We start from the raw sequence: 18286 nt of genomic DNA on the forward strand, positions 1-18286 counted from the left end.
TCACTCCGTTGGTTCGCCCCAGCGGTCCTTCAGATGCTGAATGATCTGATCGCGGGTCTGTCGGTAGTGATGTAACTTTTCCTCGCGGCTTTCGCCCAGCCCGGTAGGGTCCATTATTGGCCAATAATCGACATCCAGATGAAAAACCCGCGTCAAATCCAGCGCACGGCGCTGGCTGGCCGGCGACAGCGCTACAATCAGATCGAACGAGCTGAGGTCGTCGCCCCATTCCTGCATTTCATCGAACGACCGGGACCGGTGACGTGAAAGCTCGACGTCGATTTCATGACAGACCGAAATGCAAAAGCCATCGATCTCAAGATCGTTGTGCACCCCGGCGGATTGCACATAGGTGCCGGTGCCATAAAACTTCTTCATGATGCCTTCGGCCATCGGAGATCGGACCGAATTGTGGTCGCAACAGAACAAGATGGACTGCGGCAGAGACGTCACCCGTCACCCCCCGAAATGCAATACGCAGATCAACGTGAACAGGCGACGGGCTGTGTCTGAATCAACTTCGGCCTTGCCTTCCAGACGTTCCTGCAACACCCGACTGCCTTCGTTGTGGATACCGCGCCGGGCCATGTCGATGGTTTCGATCTGGCTGGGCGGCAAAGTCTTTACGGCGTCGAAATAGCTTTCACAGATCTGGAAGTAGTCCTTGACCACCTGCCTGAATGGTCCAAGGGACAGATGGAACTCGGCCGCTTTTTCTTCGGCTTCGGTGGCAATGTCGAAGACCAAACGCTTGTCACGGATCGAGAGCTGCACATGATACGGCCCTTCCGGAACCACACGATCATCGCGTTTGGGCAGCGCGAAAGCGTTATCCTCAAGCAGATCATAGATTGCCACCTTGCGCTCCTGCTCGATCTCGGGAGTCGGCGGGGGCAAGTTTCTATCATCCAGTTCGATGTGCGAAATTCGGGTCATGGTCGTTTGGTCCGTTCAGGTCGGGACAGACTTATCCCAATGGAAATAAATGGGCAACGCAGTGACCGCCCGTCCGACGAAAATCGTCAAAGCGGGTGTTCGGACGGATCTATTCCGTGTTTGCGCAACAGCGTATCGACCAGTGAACCAGAGTTGATTTGGCGGCCAAGAAAGATCTTTCGGAACCAGGATCCAAAAAAATGGACAGACATCTGTTGGTCCCACTTCAGAAAATCCAGTTTGGAAAGGTCAGGATCATTCCAAAGGCCGCGATATCGCAATGGGATAGGATAGAGGACCGACCTGTGCACAGCCATCTCATGCTCTGGTGTGCCATAAAGAAAGTGAAACAGCATGGGCGGACCAAAGCTGAAAATTGGCAGGCTCCAATAGGTCGACCCGTTGAACATCTGGCGGTAGGTTTCCCTATGTTCTTGTGTCCACCATGGCGGCACCAGATCGCTGTCAAAAGCATATTTGCACATGGCCTGCAGCCCCGGACTGTCGCTGGGCAACGCAAGTACACCGTTCATGATCCGTTGTTTCTTGAGGTTCGCATTCGGAAAAAGATACCCGTTCTTTGTCTCGAATGGCCGGACCGCATAAGCATCCGCATCGGCCCAGATATAGTTGGTTTTTTGCATCAACTGCAGACGGAAAAGATCTGCATGAACGGCCACGGATCGGGTTATCGGATCGCGGTAGATCTCGGGAGTATCATAAATTTCGCGGGCATCGCGCGGCTCGATATAATCCGGAATGTCTTCAAGATCGCCATAGTGATAGACGATTGGCTTCTGGTCGACATCGGCGAAGGACTTCAGGCACAGATGTTCCAAAAAGCTAAAGCGCTTACCGATCCAGAGGGTCGCCACACGTTCCAAATCAACCTCCTTTAGATCCGGTCGCACACAAAGAGCGCCGCAATTTGCCCCTTGATTTCAAGCCCTGTCGGGGAAAATCGGATGAGGTAATTGCAGGTGTGACCCTCTGACCATAGGTGATCAACCGTTCAATCGCTTCAACCGTGCGGTCACGGACAGCCCGTGCGCCTCAAGGCTTTCCGACTGCGCAAGTTGCTCTGCCGCTGGCCCGATTGCCCGCAGGGCTTCGGGTGTCATCTGGCTGAGCGTCGTGCGTTTCAGGAAATCCATCACACTCAGACCGGAAGAAAAACGCGCCGACCGAGCAGTGGGTAGGACGTGATTGGGCCCACCAACATAATCTCCGATTGCCTCGGGCGTGTACTGACCAAGAAAGATTGCACCTGCGTGAATTGTCTTTTCGCTCAGAGCGACGGGATCTGCGACGCATAGCTCAAGGTGTTCCGGGGCAATTCGGTTCGACAGAGAGGCTGCCTCATCCAGACTGCCCACAGTGATCACCGCACCAAAATCGCGCCAACTGGCCCCGGCTATGGCCCGGCGTTGCAGAGTTTCAAGACGTTTTTCCACGGCTTGCGCCACGGCCCGTCCAAAATCGGCGCTATCCGTGATCAGAATGGATTGAGCACTTTCGTCATGTTCTGCCTGGCTGAGTAGATCCAGTGCAATCCAGTCGGGGTCGTTGTCTTTGTCAGCAATAACCAGAATCTCGGACGGTCCCGCAATCATGTCTATACCGACCTTACCAAAGACTCTGCGTTTGGCGGCAGCAACAAAAGCGTTTCCGGGGCCTGTGATCTTGTCCACCGCTGCGATGGTATCTGTTCCATAGGCCAGTGCCGCAATCGCCTGCGCCCCGCCGATGCGATAGACCGTAGTCACGCCTGACAGGTGCGCGGCCAAAAGGACCAGAGGGTTCGCCTGACCGTCTGGTGTGGGCACGGCGATGGCCAGACGCTCGACCCCTGCGACATTGGCCGGGATCGCGTTCATCAGAACCGACGACGGATACGAGGCCAGCCCTCCCGGCACATACAGCCCCGCCGCAGACACTGCGGACCAGCGCCAGCCAAGGGTCGCCCCGGCCTCATCCGTCCATTGGTGATCGGCGGGCATCTGTTTCTCGTGATAGGCCCGGATGCGTTCGGCTGCCAGTTCGAGCGCCTGACGATCCGCGTCCGAGACCTGCGCAATGGCGACGTCGATTTCCTCTGCCGAAAAGGCCAGCGTATCCGGTGTCAGCTCTAACCGGTCGAATTTGGCCGTCAGTTCGATTACCGCCTCATCGCCGCGGGCACGGACATCGTCAATGATCTGCGCTACGATGGCATCAACATCCGGGCTGTCTTCGCGCTTGGCCGACAGCAGGGTTTGAAAAGCGGCTTCAAACTCGGGCGTCTTGGTGTTTAGGAAAACGGGCATGATCTGGCACTCCGTAGCGTTTCACCGGGTCATATCGCCGGGATGGGCTGTCCTCAACCCTCAGTCCACCGGGTGCAGCGATTTGCGCATCTCAAAACAGGATATGCTTTTGCGCGCCGCGCAGCCGCCAGTCGGTTTCCAGCCATGCCGGATATAAAACGCCTGGGCCGTCCGTGTCCCCTCAAGCTGTGCCTCGGTGCAACCGGCAGCGGCCAGTTCCTGTTCCAGCCGGGCCAACAACGCGCTTCCCACCCCAAGACCGGTATGAGCCGGGTCGATATAGAGCAGCGTGATCTCGCCGCCCTCACGCAATCCGCCGACAGCCGCAACCTGACCTGCGCGCTCGGCCAGCCAAATCTGCGCTCCGGCCTTGATCCAACCCCGAATGGTCTCCGGGTCTTTATTGGCGGTCCATTCCGCAACGGCCTGTGGATCATCGCCATGATCCGCCCGGCACAGCTGCGTGATCGAACGGATTAGTACGCGGCTTAAATCAAAGACATCAAACACGGTCGCGCGGCGCAACATCAGACCAGCGGGTGGTTCTGAGAAGGCCTGCGCGATACCGCGCTTATTCTGCATGATGCGGTGCTTGCCCCGACGGCGCCTGATACGGGCGGGTCACATCTTTGAGCGTGACGTCTATTGCCTCGACCGACAGGCGGATCGCGCCATCACCGGCCAATGTCAGCAAAATCTGACCCGCGCCGTCTTCGCCGGGTTCAAAATCGACCGAAAGCAAGGACATCACCAAATCCTTCTCGCTACGGTCGATACCCTGGCTGGCCACGGTTAGAACGGAAGCGAACACCAGCACAGACTGCACCCTTTCGAATGGACGGCCCCGGCGCGTGGCCGCATCCTTGTCCTCCCAGCGGAAACGGTTCAGCAACAGGCCAAAGCGGCGCTGCGACGGGTGCCAGGTCATTTCGGATACTGGGAACACCGCATCCTGTGTCAAAGTCGAGATCACCTGAAGGTCATCCCCATCCTCTGCACCCAGATTCAGTGGAGCCTCACGCCCATCGTGGAAACTTGCGTCTGTCATTGGTCTTTGATCCGTTCAATTTTGGCGCCCACGCCTTCCAGCTTGCGCACAACATGCTCATACCCACGATCCAGATGATAGACCCTGCTGACAGTTGTTTCACCTTCAGCAGCCAGCCCCGCCAGTATCAGCGAAACCGAAGCGCGCAGATCTGTCGCCATAACCGGTGCGCCCTTCAGACGTTCGACACCAGTCACGGTTGCCGTGCCACCGTGAACTTCGATATTCGCGCCCATCCGCACCAATTCGGGGGCGTGCATGAAACGGTTCTCGAAAATGCGTTCTTCGAGCACCGAGGTACCTTCGGCCGTGCACATCAGCGCCATCATCTGGGCCTGCAGGTCGGTCGGAAAACCCGGGAACGGCTCGGTCACGACATCCACGGCTTTGACACGCCCGTTCTTGCGGGCGACCAAAAGACCGTTTGCTGTTTCCGAGACATTCACGCCCGCCGCATCCAGTTTCCCGGCAAATGATTCCACCAGAGACATCCGCCCGCCCAACAGTTCGACTTCTCCACCACAAATCGCCGGCGCCAGCATATAGGTGCCCAGCTCGATCCGGTCAGTGACTACTTGATGGGTGGCGCCATGCAACCGGTCTACGCCTTGAATTTCGATGGTCGGCGTGCCTTCACCGGAAATCTGGGCACCCATCTTCCTCAGACACACGACCAAATCGACGATTTCAGGTTCGCGCGCCGCGTTCTTCAGAACCGTTGTGCCTTTGGCCAGCGTGGCCGCCATGACAATGTTCTCGGTCGCGCCCACAGATGCAAATCGCATCTCATGCACGGCACCTTTCAACCCGCCCACAGCTTTGGCATGCAGATACCCGTCCTTAAGCTCAATCTCAGCGCCCAGCGCCTCGAGCCCTTCGACGTGCAGATCCATCGGACGCGCGCCGATTGCACAGCCTCCGGGCAGCGAGACGACTGCCTGCCCGAACCGCGCCAGCAAAGGACCCAGCACAAGGTTTGACGCGCGCATCTTTCGCACGATGTCATAGTCCGCCGTCTGACTGGTCAGGTCGTGGCTGGACATTGCGATCACCTGACCATCCTGCAATGACGACACCTCGGCCCCCAAGGACTGCAGCAAAGCCGTCATCGTCTTGATGTCGCTCAGCCGAGGCGCATTGGTCAGCGTCAGCGGTTCTTCGCTGAGCAAGGTCGCCGGCATCAGCGTCAGACACGCGTTCTTTGCCCCTGCAATCGGTATCTGACCTTTAAGCGGCCCGTTGCCTGTCACCAGAATCGAATCCATCTGCTCTTATCCCTCGTCTTTGTCGGCTTTGCCGTTCTGGGTTGCCCGCGCCTTAGCCTGCGCCTTACGCCGCGCCATATTCGCCTTGAGCGCCGCTTTCAGCCGCTCTTCGCGCACATCGCCGGATCTGCCGTGTTTTTTAGGTGTATTTTTTTCTGCCATAACCTTTCTCTACAGGAGGCGAAAAAAACCGTCCAGACACCCTTGCGCCGCGTTTCGTTTGAGTCTAATCACCCGCCCACAGCGCTACTGTAGCTCAGAGGTAGAGCACTCCCTTGGTAATGGGCGGGTCCATTCCAAGTTTGTTTGTTCGAACAATGAGTTAGTGGAGCGTGGTGGAAATTAGTAGGGTATTAGTAGGGCGTTTTTCCCGGTGCCCTGAAGTGGATTGGCTGCTGTAGCTCAGAGGTAGAGCACTCCCTTGGTAAGGGAGAGGTCGAGAGTTCAATTCTCTCCAGCAGCACCATATACCTTAAAAATTTACATGGTTATCAATAGTTTACGTTCTAGGAATTATTTCAGACCACCCCATAGTCCAGCTTTTGAAAATACCATTCTCGACTACATTGGTAGCCATCCGAAAATCAGCGCGAGTGCCATCAGAGGCATACGAATTTGGTATTCTCAAAGCCTTGAGACACTTCGACCACTGAATTGACAGACCTTAAAGCGCGCCGCCCAAAACCTGAATCGTGGGGATTCCCAACAAGCTGATTTTGTGATTCACCCTGATTGGGAGGATGGATCATGTCAGCACCTTTGCCGGAAGCCTTTCGGGCGCGGTTTCAGAGATTGATTGAGGAAGGGTTAGGCGGGCCGGCGGCGGCCTAGCGATTGAAGCTTTCGCCAGCCACGGGAGCCCGATGGGCATTTGCGATCCGACAGAAAGGTCGTGCGGAGGCAGCGCCTCAGGGGCGACCGAAAGGTACCCGTGCCGGAGACCCAAGACCTTCGTTTCTCGGCGTTGACCAGCTAAAATGGCAGCCGCGATTGGCATAGAACAAGCGGAGGGAGCGCTCTTCATCAATTTCTTTTTCTTATTCTTTGTCTATGTCTTGATGGTAGTACGTTTGCACCACGTTCGTAGAAAACACGCATTGATTTCATTGCAAAATTCCCGACAATCTTTGTTCTGACGATCACCCTTCTTCCGACACTCTCCCTTCCACCGGGGCTGGTTCGTGCAACAAAACGTCCGCTTTGCAGACGTTCACCCGGACCGAACGTCCCGCTGTGCTGCGAATGGCAGCTTCGTTGCGCTCGTTTCCAGTTCGCCGAGTGTAATGCGAATGGCCCCGATCTCCGGCAACGGGCGTTCGTGCTTTGAGCGGCGAAGGTTCCAGGAGAGTCCTTCCTGTGAGTTCACTGTTCTTGCTGCGAGCGCACGCAGCGCAGATTTTTCTGCTGTTGCTGAATTTAGGCGGTCGCAACGCGGCGAGAAAACCGGCCGTTCAAACATATCGCAGCAAATCTGGAATCATCAATTCATAGGTCGCGGACAATGCAGAAGTTCGGCTTTCGCGACCCGAGGTCCACCTTAGTGAGCATCGCGAAAGCAGGGAAAGCGCCACAACGGGATCCGAAAATTTGATGCGGTTATTCTCTCAGCCTAGTTCAATGTGGGAATTAGAAGCTAGTATCATGCGTGAAGTCGTGGCGCATGCTCTTCCCTATTGTCCACCAAAGCTGACGGGAGTCCCTTTCAGGTAAGGTTGGTGTTGATACCATTTTCGGGGTGTTCTTTTGGGATAGAGTGAAAGCGGTAATTTGTAGAAAAAAAGGGCACCAATGGATCGACGTGAGAGCGCATTAGACGCTGCCAAGAAGACAGTCTTGTCGCATCAGCGGCACATAGACACTGCACCGAAGTTTGCGCTTGCTGAAGGGCTTTCGGTCGAAACCAGCGCGAATTGCAGTTTTCAGTTCACTGCACCGTTCCGGGAATGCGTCGGCGCCGAAGATGCCGACAAGAATTTTTGGGGCCCATTGCGAAGTTCGTTTTCTCCCCTTCAACGCAGACCGGACATATTTTTTGCAGGCTACAATCACCTGAGCGATGAACCTGGCGTTTGGGTTGCTTCTATGGGGCACCTTCTTGGTCTGTTCGATCAGCCGTTTCTCGGAATGCGTCCGACCCGACAGTCAACAATGCTCAGATACGCAGAATTCAGCCTGGTCGTGGACGGCAAGATAACCGAAACAACGATGTTCCTGGATGTGCTGAATCTGATGGCGCAGGTGCGGGCCGAAGCACTTCCGCCGTCGACCGCCGCGACGATGGTGACGCCCGGGCCGCGCACGCATGACGGCCTGCTTTTCAACAGCCAACCTTCGAGCGAAGGCGAAAAGACTTTGAAGCTGTTTCTCAGGATGATCGACCGTTTGCTGGCGGAAGATGTTCACACAACAAACACGGATCTGTCGTTGGATTGGAAGGAAGACATGATCTGGTGGGGGCCAGGCGGCATCGGTGCACCCTACACACAGGAACGCTATCTTGAGCAGCATTGCGTTCCCTTCGAAGAAGGCTTGAAGTGGGGCGACTTTTTCGGTCACCGAACGGAGTTCGCAGAAGGCCACTATGGTGGATTCTTCGGTTGGCCCACATTTGATGTGACCTCGCTTGGGGGATATATCGGGCTTGCCCCGAAGTCCGAGAAGAAGGCGACGATGCGCGTTGTCGACCTCTATCGGCGGGAGGGTGACAAAATCGCTGAAAATTGGAACTTCATTGATCATCTGCACTTTCTTGAACAATTAGGTGTCGATCTTATTGCGCGACAACGCCTGCTGACCGGATTGGATTGAGGTTTTGATATTTTAAGAGAATCGAGTATAGTCGACATCGCATACGTATGCGATGTCGAGCGACCAAACTGCTCGTATCTGCTTCTAAGCTGACCCAACGAGGTCGAACCCAGGGAGAAAAACATGTCTATCATCACTCGTCTGGCAGTTACTTCAACTGCGCTTGGAATGACGGTCGGGGCTGCGTTCGCTGATTGTCCGGTTACCAGCGGAAGCGTCAGAATCCTTGCCAACGACTTTCCAGCGCTGCATGCGGTTGTCGATAACGCCGAAGCGTGCGTCGGAGAGGGGGCGGAATTCTCGAAGAACCACTCGACCAAGCACAATGAAATACAGGTTGCAGCGCTCACGGCCAATCCGGCTGAGTATACGACTAAAATCGTAGCGAACTCGTCCATCGTTCCTTTGTTGAATGATGGGCTGATACGCCCGCTGGATGATCTCGTCGCCAAGCACGGTCAGAATTTGCAACCAAACCAGCTAATTCGTGTTGATGGTAAGATCATGGCGATTGCCTTCATGGCCAATGCACAGCATCTGATCGTGCGCCAGGACATTCTTGACCAGGTCGGCAAAGGGGTGCCGACATCCTACGAAGAGGTGCTTGATGTTGCCGAAGCCATCCGCGCGGCTGGCATCATGGAATACCCTTTCGCAATGCTGACCAAATCGGATTGGAACCTCGGCGAAGAGGTCGTGAACATGTATCTCGGTCACGGCGGCGAATTTTTCAAGCCCGGCACGGCTGAGGTGTCCATCAACAACGAAGCAGGCGTCGCGACGCTGAACATGCTGAAATCGCTGATGGAATATTCCAACCCTGACTTCCTGACCTACAATACTGGCGCAGTCGTGCCGCTTTGGGAATCGGGCGAGTTAGCAATGGCTGTCATTTGGGGATCGTCGGTGGGTGGTCTGCTCGACGACGAGGGTTCTACACCTGAAATCGTTGCGGCGACGATGCCTGCCGGTGCGATGACTGTTGCGGGCGGTTCGACGCCAGCGTCATCGCTCTGGTGGGACGGTTTCACCATCGCCGCGAATATCAGTGGTGAAGATGCCGAAGCTACTTTCATTGCGATGGTCAATGGCATCTCTGATGACATGGTCATGGCTAATAACGACAAGGCCGTTTGGTTGATGGAAAGCTACAAACCAGGCGTCGCTGCTGAGGGCGTCGCGGCCGTCGCCGGTGCCGGTGCCGAGCCTTATCCGATGCTGCCCTACATGGGACTTCTGCATTCGGCATTCTTCCAAGAGGTGCCAGACTTCCTGCAGGGCAACGAAAGCGCTGAACAAACCCTAGCTGACATCGAGGCGGCTTATACCGCTGCTGCGAAGGAACAAGGGTTCCTCAAGTAAACACTCAAATGGTGCGCGGCGCTCTTTCAGCGCCGCGCACAACTTTGTCGGGTTTTCGCTATGCCGCACGGAACTTTTGCACGATTTATCTGGCCATCATTCCTGGCAATGATCCTGTTCATTGCCCTGCCGATCGTGTCGGTAGCGATGCAGTCGTTCTTTGTTGAACATGAACAGGTCATGCGTGAGGTCGAGAATTGCGGGCCCTTCACATGTACCACGATTCTACAGGTCGATCTGGAAGCAACCGACGCGTTGAAGGTCGACGCACCTCTCGGGCGTTATAACGGCTTGGGAACCTACACAAATCGTGGGCATCTGGCCTTTGACGAAGTGAGCGGGATCTGGTCAGCATCTGAATCTTTCGGGGGATTCATCTCGGGGGTTTACAACCTGCCGTTCTACAAGGCGCTTTTCTTCACGCTTGCCTATACCTTCGTCGTCACACCGTTGGTGATCGTCTTTGGTCTATTGATAGCTCTGGGTGTGAACCGCCTTCCAAAAGTCACCAAGGGGCCGACAATCTTTGCCTCGCTCTTGCCGATGATCGTGACGCCTCTGATCGGGGGCTTGATCCTTTTTTGGATGGTAGACGCAGACGGCATCATCGGGGCTACGCTGCAGATCATCTTTGACGATCCTGATCTTAGCCTGAAAGCTTCGGCACCGCTCACCTGGATCATGCTGATGGTCTACGGCGTCTGGCATTCGACGCCCTTTGCCTTCGTTGTGTTCTACGCGGGGTTACAGACGGTTCCCACGGATACTCTCGAAGCTGCGAAGATCGACGGGGCAAGCAGGTTTCAACAGGTCCGCTATGTCATCGTTCCCTACATGATGCCGCTTCTGGTCTTCATCACCTTGATGCAACTGATGGACAATTTCCGCGTCCTTGAACCCATCGTGTCCTTCTCGGCCGAAGCCAAGGCCAGATCGCTCAGTTGGATCATCTACAACGACCTTTCGGGGCAGGATAAACTCTTCGGCTCGGCCGCAGCGACTTCGATGCTAACAATCCTCGGCGTTGCCATCCTGCTGACACCAGTGCTGATAAAGACCTGGCGGGACTTTAACCGGAGGGCGGTGTGATGGCGTCAGCGGCTAACAAATCACCGCGTCTGCTGACGTGGTTCGCGACCTCGATGATCATCTTCTGGCTGATGATCGCGATCGGGCCGTTTGTCTGGACTGTCTGGGGATCTTTCAAGGTACAGGGCGATTTCTTTTCCAAGGCCGATTGGCGGAACGCGATCTACGGCGTTTACACACTTGCAGAAACCGGCAGCAACTTCACTGGCAATGGCTATCACGGTGCCTGGATCCAAGAAGAATTCTGGCGAAATGTATTGAACACGACTGTTGTCGTTGTTTGCACCGTCATTATTTCACTGACCCTAGGAACTTTGGGCGGATATGCCTTGGCGCGTTCCGGATATCGTTACGCATTCTGGCTTTTGATCGCAGCACTCGTGTTTCGGGCCATGCCGCATATCACGCTGGTCTCAGGCTACCTACTGCCATTCTTCGAATGGAACCTGTGGGGACGACTCTCGACCACAATCGTCGTACTGGTCGCAATTAATCAGCCGTTTACGCTTTGGATGTTGCACTCGTTCTTCCTGAACATCCCGAAAGATATGGACGAAAGCGCTATGGTCGATGGCTGCACCCGGTTCCAGGCGTTCTGGCATGTGATAATTCCGGTCATGTGGCCGGGCGTCATTACCACCGGGCTATTTTCTTTCCTTCTGGCCTATAATGACTTTGCAATTACCTCGATGCTTCTGAGTTCGGAAAACCAGACGATGGTGCCCAAAATCGCAAGCTTCCTGACGCAGATCCGCGAACAGGGCAACGTGATGTTTGCCGTTTCGGCGGTGGTGAGCGCCATGGTGCCTCTGTTCTTCCTGGTTTTGTTCTTCCAACGCCAGATCGTTAGCGGGTTGACCGCCGGCGCGGTGAAAGGGTGAGGCGATGGACCGTCTGACACTCGCCTCCGCTCCGCTGATTTTCACATGGTATCTGGGAGATCGTCTTCAAACCTAGGGTGTGTCACGCCGTTAACGCAACGCCGCAACCCAACCGTCACCTCTAGATCAAGGAAGATCCATGTCAGTAGACCTGCAATCCGCCAAGTCGCTTGTTCAAGCGTACTTCACCGCCCGTGACAAAGGCGCCCCCGGGGCCGAAACCGCTGCTGCTTGCGCAGAGTACCTGTCCCCTGAGCACACCTACCGCGGTATGCGCCCGTTTTACGATGTCGAAGGGCCCGAAGCATTGGCCGACACCGTCTGGACACCGCTGAAGAATGCCATGTCCGCCATCCAGCGGCGCCCCGATATCTTTTTCGCCAGTCATGCCGATCTTGACCCGGGTGCCGGCACCTGGGTTGTTGAAATGGGCAATTTCCTGTGCGATTTCACGGACGACTGGCTGGGCATGTCCGCCACCGGAAAAACCACCTATCTGCCCTACGCGACGATGTCTCGGGTCCAGGACGGAGCCATTGTCGAAACGGTAGAGTTTCTGGATATTCTCGCCGTCTTGAGCCAGGCAGGCCGGTACCCACTGGCGAAACACCAGACCGGGGGCATGATGATGTCGCCGGGACCAATGACCCACGACGGGCTTCTGCATGACCCCCAGCCCGGGGACCTGACCCAGAACACCTATGATCTGACCCACGCCATGCTGACCGATCTGGCGCTGAGCTATACGTCGCCCGGCGATCATCTGGTCCGGTTCTGGAACGCGGACATGAACTGGTTCGGCCCGGCCGGCATCGGAGCCAGCCTCTCCATTCCCGGCTACCAACGCGGACACACCCTGCCTTTCGAAGCAAAGCAAGATGTGGTGAAGATCCACGATTGGGAACTTGCACTGGCCGAAGGCAACATTGCCGCCTTCATGTGGTGGCCTTGCCTGACCCTTCGCAACACCGGCGATTACCTCGGCGCGCCTGCCAATGACGTGGCTGCCGAAATGCGCGTCGTGGACCTTTATCGCCGCGACGGCGACAAGCTCGCCGAAAACTGGATATTCATCGACATCCTGCATTTCCTTGCCGAACAGGGCGTTGATCTTTTGGCCAATACTGGAGAGACCGAATGACCCAATTCATGCCCGATCGCTCGAAGTCGCATCATCCGGCCGCCGCCTTGTCGCGGGGTCACATGCCCACGTCGTTCGACATATCTCTCAAGAACTACACCAAGGGCGGGGCGCACCGTATCCCGCCCTATCTCGGGCCGTCGCAGTCGCTTGGCGGGTTCGATCCCGAGTACCGCAACATCGTCGACTATATCGTCCGCATCACCTATCGCATCTGGGAAACCGAGGCCCGTGAAGTCGAATATATCGAAGCGTGTTACTCCGACGATAGCCTTGTCTATGACGACTATGGTCTGCAGCACGGCAACGCCAAGATCGTCGGCGACACGCACCACACGACCGGCGCAATCCCTGACATTATCCTTAACGCGGAAGAGGTGATCTGGGCTGGCGATGACACTATCGGATTTCACACTTCACACCTGACGCGCATCAAGGGCAAGAACACCGGACCGAGCAAATACGGCGACCCGACCGGAGCTGAGGTCGACGTCATGGTCATTGCCAACTGTGTGGCACTTGGCAACAACATTTTTCTTGAGCACGTGCTTTACAACACATCCGCCATGCTCAAGCAGCTGGGCCTTGATCTTTGGGAAGAGGCGGACAGGCTGGCCGCCGATCCTTTCCCCGGCTGGCCGCGCAGCGCCGAAACTTGGGCCGATCTGCGGTCCGGTGTGCGTCCTGAGCGCCCGTTGTGCGTTGGCGAACCTGTTGAGGGGTTCGACCCCGATGCTTTTGCTAGAGCCATCCATGACAGCCTTTGGAATGGCGATGGGGCGGCACTGGATGAATGCTATGCCGCCGATGTGTCATTCGAAGGGACAACCGATCGCAAGTTTTTCGGGCGGGACGCTTATCGCGCCTACATCGCCGAATTGCGTGAAGCCTTCCCTGACATGAAACACCATGTCGACGAGGTCTACTGGATGGGCAACGATGACGACGGTTATCTGATCTCGACCCGTTGGAGCGCCGATGCCACCCATACCGGTGGCACTCTCTACCAAGACCCCACGGGGCAGAAATGCCAGATCTGGGGCATCACGCAACAGCGCGTCAAGAATGGCGTGGTTCAGCAGGAATGGCAGCTTTTCAACGAGTTGGACCTGATGATCCAGATCGCCATGGCCCGCCGCGATGGCTGATTATCAGGACGCCAAGGCGCTTGTCCGCTCCGCCAATGCGGCTATTGATGCGGCAGGCACGGAAAGTGTTTCCGAGGCGATGACACCTCATTTCGCCGCCAATCTTGCGTGGCGCGGCATGTACCCGTTTCATGAGCAGACCGGTCCGGAACAGGTTGCTGACGTCTTCTGGCGGCCGTTGAAACAGGCCATGGGGCCATTGCAACGGCGGCCGGACATTTTCTTTGCCGGACGGAACGAACTTGACGGGTTTTCCTCGGTCTGGGTTGTCGAAATGGGGCATCTGATGGGCACATGGGATCAGTCCTGGATCGGGCTCGCACCCTCCCGCAAGCTTTCGTTTCTGCGCTATTGCGAATTTCACCGCATTGAGAAGGAAAAGATCGTCGAAATCGCCTGCTACGTCGATATCCTGAACCTTTTGGCGCAATCGGGACGTCATCCAAGCGCGGGCACAACCGGATCGGTCCTGTTGACGCCTGGACCTGCGACGCATGATGGCCTATTGTACGATGCGCATTCGGAAACCGACGGCCGGGCGAGTGTCGGTCTGATCTCTGATATGGTCACCGATTTGCGCGCGAACAAAGTTGGCTCGCCCGAAGAGCACATGACCCGTTTCTGGACGCCCAATATGTGCTGGTTCGGCCCCGGCGGCATCGGCGCCAGCGCATTCTTCGATGGTTATAGGCGCGGCCACTCAGGACCGTTCGAGGAGGGTCTGGAATACGTTCGCCACACCGAACATGTCGCGCGTTTGGGCGAGGGCAACTACGGCGGGTTCTTCGGCTATCCCAGCCTATCCCTACGGTCGAAGGGTGGGTTTCTTGGTCTACCGCCTGGCGAAGTCGAAGCCGACATGCGGATCGTTGATCTCTACCGCCGCGATGGCGAAAAACTGGCCGAGAACTGGATCTTCATCGACATCCCACATTTCATGGCCATGCAAGGAGTGGACATTCTGGCAGAGCTTGGGCGCGAAAGCTGATCAGGTTCTGTTTGCCACGGTGCCGCGCTCGACCAGTTCTGGCACGATGCTCACGTTACCTGCTGTGTCGTTTCCGGCTATCGCAGCTAGCATCAGCGAGACGGATTGGTCGATCATCCGGTTGATCGGCTGGCGCAATGTCGTCAGATCATACTCAGGCAATGCCGCCATTGGAATGTCGTCAAAGCCGACAATCGACACGTCTTGCGGCACCGTGAGTTTCAACTCGCTGCGAATTACGCCGAGTGCTTCGATCGCCATGTAGTCGTTGGCGATGAAGATCGCATCTGGCCGCTTTGACGCTGGTCTGTCCAAAAGTTTGAGGGCAGCAGAGCGCGTCTCAGCCAGATCAAAATGCCCGGCAGCATGATCAAACAGGCTGTGTCCCTGATCCGACAGCTCTTGCTCAAATCCCAATTGGCGGTCGCGCCCGGTCGAAGATTCCGCCCAACCGGACAGCAACGCAATCTTCTGGTGTCCAGTTTCAATGAGATAGCGCGCTGCCAAGCGTCCGCCCAGGACATTGTCTGACGACACGCAAGACACACCTTCCTCAGCCTTTATCCGGTTGAACATAACGACTGAGATACCTTGATCCTGGCAATGCTTGCAAAGCGACGAAGACAGTTCGACCGATGCGGTGATAATCCCGTCAACCTTGTATTCCAGCAATTCGGATACCGTCTCTTCGACCCCGACTGCGGTTTCCGGCATCATGAAAACCATCGCGTGATAGCCGTTCTTCTGCAATTCGATACAGAGCTTTTCCAGTGCCAGCGCATAGAATTGATTGTCCAGATAGCTGAACAGCAAGGCGATGATCTTCGAGCGCCCAGTGATCATCGACCGGGCAAGAGCGTTTGGCCTATAGCCCAACTCCTTGGCCGCATCGAAGATTCTCTTCTTCGCTTCCGCCGATACGCCGGACTGAGTGGGTACACGAGAGAAGGCGCGGCTCACGGCGGATTGCGACACGCCCGCCCGTTTGGCGACGTCGACCGAAGTTACTGAATTCTTCCTGGCCATGTTCCAGATGCCCCAAATTTTTTGTTCCATTTGCCCCGTAATCAACGGAGAATCCGAGGATATTTTCTGCGTGGGCCGGAAGACTTTCCACGATCCTATCTCTACCGAATGACCCAGGTCAATTGACGGATAGGCAGTATGTTTTGAAGCCTTCACCCCGTCTCGACGTCCGCTCATTTCAGTCGTTCTAAGCGGCAGAGGTTTCGTTTCGTCTTGACGCTGCACATCCTCAAACCATTGGGTGTCCTGCAGACATGACATTCTGCCGGACCGTATCCGCGACACACGCTGCTGCATTGCCTATCATCGCCATGGCGGCCAAGGCCCGTCTTCAACATCCACAATGTCGGCTTATGCGTTTCGAGGCCATCGGCGCAGTTCGCCCTTGGACCTCCAAGCCGCCGAAAGCGCTCGCAGAAGATGCCCATTTGAGTGGCTGCCCTAAACGGGCGTTCAGCCCTGCTTGCACAATCGCCCAGTCAGCACGGTGCTGATGACGGGCGTGGAGGGAGGATCGGAGGGCAAATCATGCCAAGAGTCCAACTTCCCGCAGTTACCCCCATGTGCAAAGCCTGGAACAAAGGGCGCATCATCGGACAGAAACGTCCACTGCTGCCAAAACAGGTCTGGGCGATCCGTGCTCGATTCGAGCTTGCAGGCAATCTGCGCGACCTGACTTTGTTCAACGTCGCCATCGACAGCAAGCTTCGAGGCTGTGATCTGGTCAAGCTAACCGTGCCTGATCTTATCAAAAACCATCGCGTCCGGGAACGTGTTTCGGTGATCCAGAGCAAAACCAAGCGACCCGTTCAATTTGAACTGTCGGAAAACACGCGAAAAACCGTTCTGGCCTAGGTCAGAACTCCAGAGATGCTTGCTTGCCTGTTCATGTTTCCAAGCCGGTTTCACGACCGACCACACAACTCGACGCGTCAGTACGCACGGCTTATTCGCGACTGGGTGAAGGCGATCGGGCTGGAGCCGAGTGGATACGATTTACGCTCGCTCCGCCGCACAAAGGCGGCCGAGATCTATCGTAAGACGGGCAACCTTCGCGCGGTGCAACTGCTCCTTGGCCACACCAAAGTCGACAGCACGATGCGTTAACTTGGTGTCGAATTGGAAGATGCTCTGAGCATAGCCGAGCGCATCGACATATGACCTACCTTGGCGAGCGGTTCTGCCGTTCGCCATCTCATAACGCGATAAACGGCGACTTCGGCGATATGAGTTGCAAAACAGCGATAGCCATGCCGCAGATGCGAGGTATTTCTGCGTCAGCAATAGCTGCGACTGCACAAGTCCGGTTTGTCCGCTCGTTTCCTGTTCGCCGAGGGTAATACGAATGGCCGCAATGCTCCTGCAACGGGCGTTCGTATTTCGAGCGGCGAAAGTTCCAGTGAGCCCTGAGCTGCCATCGACTAGGCTATTATTCTTCGCATGTGCAGCGCGTCGCGAACCGCACATTCTGGACGTTCGGTGCCAGGTCACGAATGGTGGGTGAGCGGACAAAGCCGCCTTGTGCACCTGCAGCTATTGCTGGTGCAGCATCGGTTTGCAACTGCGGCACGCTCGCCGCTGCCTTGCAGGCGAAGTCGCCGGACCGGACGTTTCAAGGTCGGCGCTGTTGACGTGTTTGCTCAATCTCAATGCCCAGTGATTTGTGCTTAGGCCGCCGAACCCTCGTTCGGAGCTCTTAGCCTTGAGACAGACTTTGGCATCGCGGCATCTTTGGCAACACCTTGGGGCCAGGTCACCAACAGGATTGCGCAGCCGGAGATGCCGTTGTCCTCGATAACTGGCGCGACAGAAGCCGCAGTTGTCGTCAGGTGTCTCTGGCTTGGCTTGGATACAACAACGCAGATATCGACTGGCGTGTCGCGCGGCAAGCCTTCCGCAATCCATTGCGCGAACATCCGACCGGCCTAGCGCACGGACATGTAAAGTGCGGTTGTCATGCCTGGCCCTGACAATCGCGTGCTGTCTGGGGTCGGATCATCGGCGGCCCCGGTACCGGTCGCCAGAACAAGGGTATTGGCAACGGCCCGTTCGGTCAGGCTGCGCGTCAATCCAGCACCAGCGGCGCAAGCGGCGGTGACACCCGGCACCATTTTGACGGGAATACCAGCGGCCCGCGCCGTTTTGATCTCCTCAGTCGCGCGTCCAAATATTCCCGAGTCCCCGGATTTCAGGCGCACAACCCGGCGTCCTTTTCGCGCTTCGGCCACGACCAGCGCGTTGATGCTATCTTGCGGCTAGGCGTGACCTCGCAGCAAATTTCCTTTCGA

General features: G+C 56.3%; 17 protein-coding genes, 1 tRNA gene and 1 pseudogene. 9 read left to right on the forward strand and 10 right to left on the reverse strand.

Features of this window, described 5'->3' with window-relative positions:
• From AC2FFB_RS18945 to AC2FFB_RS18980, 8 genes are all read right to left on the reverse strand, one after another.
• The gene (locus AC2FFB_RS18945; protein ID WP_142639018.1) at nt 1-453 is read right to left on the reverse strand and encodes an arsenate-mycothiol transferase ArsC; all 453 of its coding nucleotides are present in this window, start codon (nt 451-453) and stop codon (nt 1-3) included.
• 3 nt (nt 454-456) lie between these two features.
• Nucleotides 457-936, reverse strand: a complete 480-nt coding sequence (locus AC2FFB_RS18950; RefSeq protein ID WP_142639020.1) for a UPF0262 family protein — start codon at nt 934-936, stop codon at nt 457-459.
• 86 nt (nt 937-1022) lie between these two features.
• Nucleotides 1023-1847 (reverse strand): hypothetical protein, encoded by an 825-nt coding sequence (locus AC2FFB_RS18955; protein ID WP_496710039.1) that lies wholly within the window; start codon nt 1845-1847, stop codon nt 1023-1025.
• Between the two features lie 93 nt (nt 1848-1940).
• The gene (gene hisD / locus AC2FFB_RS18960; RefSeq protein WP_496714108.1) at nt 1941-3242 is read right to left on the reverse strand and encodes a histidinol dehydrogenase; all 1302 of its coding nucleotides are present in this window, start codon (nt 3240-3242) and stop codon (nt 1941-1943) included.
• Nucleotides 3243-3302: 60 nt separating this feature from the next.
• Nucleotides 3303-3824, reverse strand: a complete 522-nt coding sequence (locus AC2FFB_RS18965) for a GNAT family N-acetyltransferase (protein WP_496714109.1) — start codon at nt 3822-3824, stop codon at nt 3303-3305.
• The gene (locus AC2FFB_RS18970) at nt 3814-4290 is read right to left on the reverse strand and encodes a DUF2948 family protein (protein WP_281973613.1); all 477 of its coding nucleotides are present in this window, start codon (nt 4288-4290) and stop codon (nt 3814-3816) included. Before AC2FFB_RS18970 ends, AC2FFB_RS18965 begins: the two co-directional genes overlap by 11 nt.
• Nucleotides 4287-5555, reverse strand: coding sequence for a UDP-N-acetylglucosamine 1-carboxyvinyltransferase (murA, locus tag AC2FFB_RS18975; RefSeq protein WP_496875303.1), 1269 nt, complete (start codon nt 5553-5555; stop codon nt 4287-4289). Before murA ends, AC2FFB_RS18970 begins: the two co-directional genes overlap by 4 nt.
• A 6-nt stretch (nt 5556-5561) precedes the next feature.
• The gene (locus AC2FFB_RS18980; RefSeq protein WP_185956727.1) at nt 5562-5717 is read right to left on the reverse strand and encodes a hypothetical protein; all 156 of its coding nucleotides are present in this window, start codon (nt 5715-5717) and stop codon (nt 5562-5564) included.
• A gap of 229 nt (nt 5718-5946) precedes the next feature.
• Between AC2FFB_RS18980 and AC2FFB_RS18985 the strand changes: the two genes are divergently transcribed.
• The 8 genes from AC2FFB_RS18985 (at nt 5947) to AC2FFB_RS19020 (ending at nt 14972) form a co-directional block, all read left to right on the forward strand.
• Nucleotides 5947-6021, forward strand: a tRNA-Thr gene (locus tag AC2FFB_RS18985).
• A gap of 1682 nt (nt 6022-7703) precedes the next feature.
• On the forward strand, nt 7704-8363 hold the full coding sequence (locus AC2FFB_RS18990; RefSeq protein WP_496702271.1) for an ester cyclase: 660 nt from the start codon (nt 7704-7706) through the stop codon (nt 8361-8363).
• A 123-nt stretch (nt 8364-8486) separates the two neighbouring features.
• Complete coding sequence (locus AC2FFB_RS18995; protein ID WP_496709696.1) at nt 8487-9725, forward strand: ABC transporter substrate-binding protein; 1239 nt, start codon at nt 8487-8489, stop codon at nt 9723-9725.
• A 60-nt stretch (nt 9726-9785) separates the two neighbouring features.
• Nucleotides 9786-10814 (forward strand): carbohydrate ABC transporter permease, encoded by a 1029-nt coding sequence (locus AC2FFB_RS19000; protein WP_281973841.1) that lies wholly within the window; start codon nt 9786-9788, stop codon nt 10812-10814.
• A complete protein-coding gene (locus AC2FFB_RS19005; protein WP_496697402.1) occupies nt 10814-11695 on the forward strand; it encodes a carbohydrate ABC transporter permease in 882 nt (293 codons plus the stop codon). Before AC2FFB_RS19000 ends, AC2FFB_RS19005 begins: the two co-directional genes overlap by 1 nt.
• 139 nt (nt 11696-11834) lie before the next feature.
• The gene (locus AC2FFB_RS19010; RefSeq protein ID WP_496875304.1) at nt 11835-12836 is read left to right on the forward strand and encodes a nuclear transport factor 2 family protein; all 1002 of its coding nucleotides are present in this window, start codon (nt 11835-11837) and stop codon (nt 12834-12836) included.
• A complete protein-coding gene (locus AC2FFB_RS19015) occupies nt 12833-13984 on the forward strand; it encodes a nuclear transport factor 2 family protein (protein WP_496875305.1) in 1152 nt (383 codons plus the stop codon). Before AC2FFB_RS19010 ends, AC2FFB_RS19015 begins: the two co-directional genes overlap by 4 nt.
• Complete coding sequence (locus AC2FFB_RS19020) at nt 13977-14972, forward strand: nuclear transport factor 2 family protein (RefSeq protein ID WP_496875306.1); 996 nt, start codon at nt 13977-13979, stop codon at nt 14970-14972. The genes AC2FFB_RS19015 and AC2FFB_RS19020 overlap by 8 nt, the downstream gene beginning before the upstream one ends.
• Here AC2FFB_RS19020 and AC2FFB_RS19025 read toward each other — a convergent pair whose 3' ends face one another.
• Nucleotides 14973-15998 carry a LacI family DNA-binding transcriptional regulator gene (locus AC2FFB_RS19025; RefSeq protein WP_281973846.1) on the reverse strand — a complete coding sequence of 342 codons (1026 nt, stop codon included), beginning with the start codon at nt 15996-15998 and terminating at the stop codon, nt 14973-14975.
• Between the two features lie 528 nt (nt 15999-16526).
• Between AC2FFB_RS19025 and AC2FFB_RS19030 the strand changes: the two are divergent.
• A pseudogene (locus tag AC2FFB_RS19030) lies at nt 16527-17105 on the forward strand (tyrosine-type recombinase/integrase).
• An 818-nt stretch (nt 17106-17923) separates the two neighbouring features.
• On the opposite strand, the gene AC2FFB_RS19035 reads toward AC2FFB_RS19030, so the two are convergent.
• The gene (locus tag AC2FFB_RS19035; protein ID WP_496714120.1) at nt 17924-18241 is read right to left on the reverse strand and encodes a uroporphyrinogen-III C-methyltransferase; all 318 of its coding nucleotides are present in this window, start codon (nt 18239-18241) and stop codon (nt 17924-17926) included.
• Nucleotides 18242-18286 lie beyond the last annotated feature (45 nt).

It is taken from the genome of Ruegeria sp. YTSA219 (assembly GCF_059609985.1).

What these genes read in the sequence shown, in the direction of transcription:
- AC2FFB_RS18950 (WP_142639020.1), bottom strand. Translation starts at nt 936, where the DNA reads ATGACCCGAATTTCGCACATCGAACTGGATGATAGAAACTTGCCCCCG.
- hisD (WP_496714108.1), bottom strand. Translation starts at nt 3,242, where the DNA reads ATGCCCGTTTTCCTAAACACCAAGACGCCCGAGTTTGAAGCCGCTTTT.
- AC2FFB_RS18965 (WP_496714109.1), bottom strand. Translation starts at nt 3,824, where the DNA reads ATGCAGAATAAGCGCGGTATCGCGCAGGCCTTCTCAGAACCACCCGCT.
- AC2FFB_RS18970 (WP_281973613.1), bottom strand. Translation starts at nt 4,290, where the DNA reads ATGACAGACGCAAGTTTCCACGATGGGCGTGAGGCTCCACTGAATCTG.
- murA (WP_496875303.1), bottom strand. Translation starts at nt 5,555, where the DNA reads ATGGATTCGATTCTGGTGACAGGCAACGGGCCGCTTAAAGGTCAGATA.
- AC2FFB_RS18980 (WP_185956727.1), bottom strand. Translation starts at nt 5,717, where the DNA reads ATGGCAGAAAAAAATACACCTAAAAAACACGGCAGATCCGGCGATGTG.
- AC2FFB_RS18990 (WP_496702271.1), top strand. Translation starts at nt 7,704, where the DNA reads ATGCTCAGATACGCAGAATTCAGCCTGGTCGTGGACGGCAAGATAACC.
- AC2FFB_RS18995 (WP_496709696.1), top strand. Translation starts at nt 8,487, where the DNA reads ATGTCTATCATCACTCGTCTGGCAGTTACTTCAACTGCGCTTGGAATG.
- AC2FFB_RS19000 (WP_281973841.1), top strand. Translation starts at nt 9,786, where the DNA reads ATGCCGCACGGAACTTTTGCACGATTTATCTGGCCATCATTCCTGGCA.
- AC2FFB_RS19005 (WP_496697402.1), top strand. Translation starts at nt 10,814, where the DNA reads ATGGCGTCAGCGGCTAACAAATCACCGCGTCTGCTGACGTGGTTCGCG.
- AC2FFB_RS19010 (WP_496875304.1), top strand. Translation starts at nt 11,835, where the DNA reads ATGTCAGTAGACCTGCAATCCGCCAAGTCGCTTGTTCAAGCGTACTTC.
- AC2FFB_RS19015 (WP_496875305.1), top strand. Translation starts at nt 12,833, where the DNA reads ATGACCCAATTCATGCCCGATCGCTCGAAGTCGCATCATCCGGCCGCC.
- AC2FFB_RS19020 (WP_496875306.1), top strand. Translation starts at nt 13,977, where the DNA reads ATGGCTGATTATCAGGACGCCAAGGCGCTTGTCCGCTCCGCCAATGCG.
- AC2FFB_RS19025 (WP_281973846.1), bottom strand. Translation starts at nt 15,998, where the DNA reads ATGGCCAGGAAGAATTCAGTAACTTCGGTCGACGTCGCCAAACGGGCG.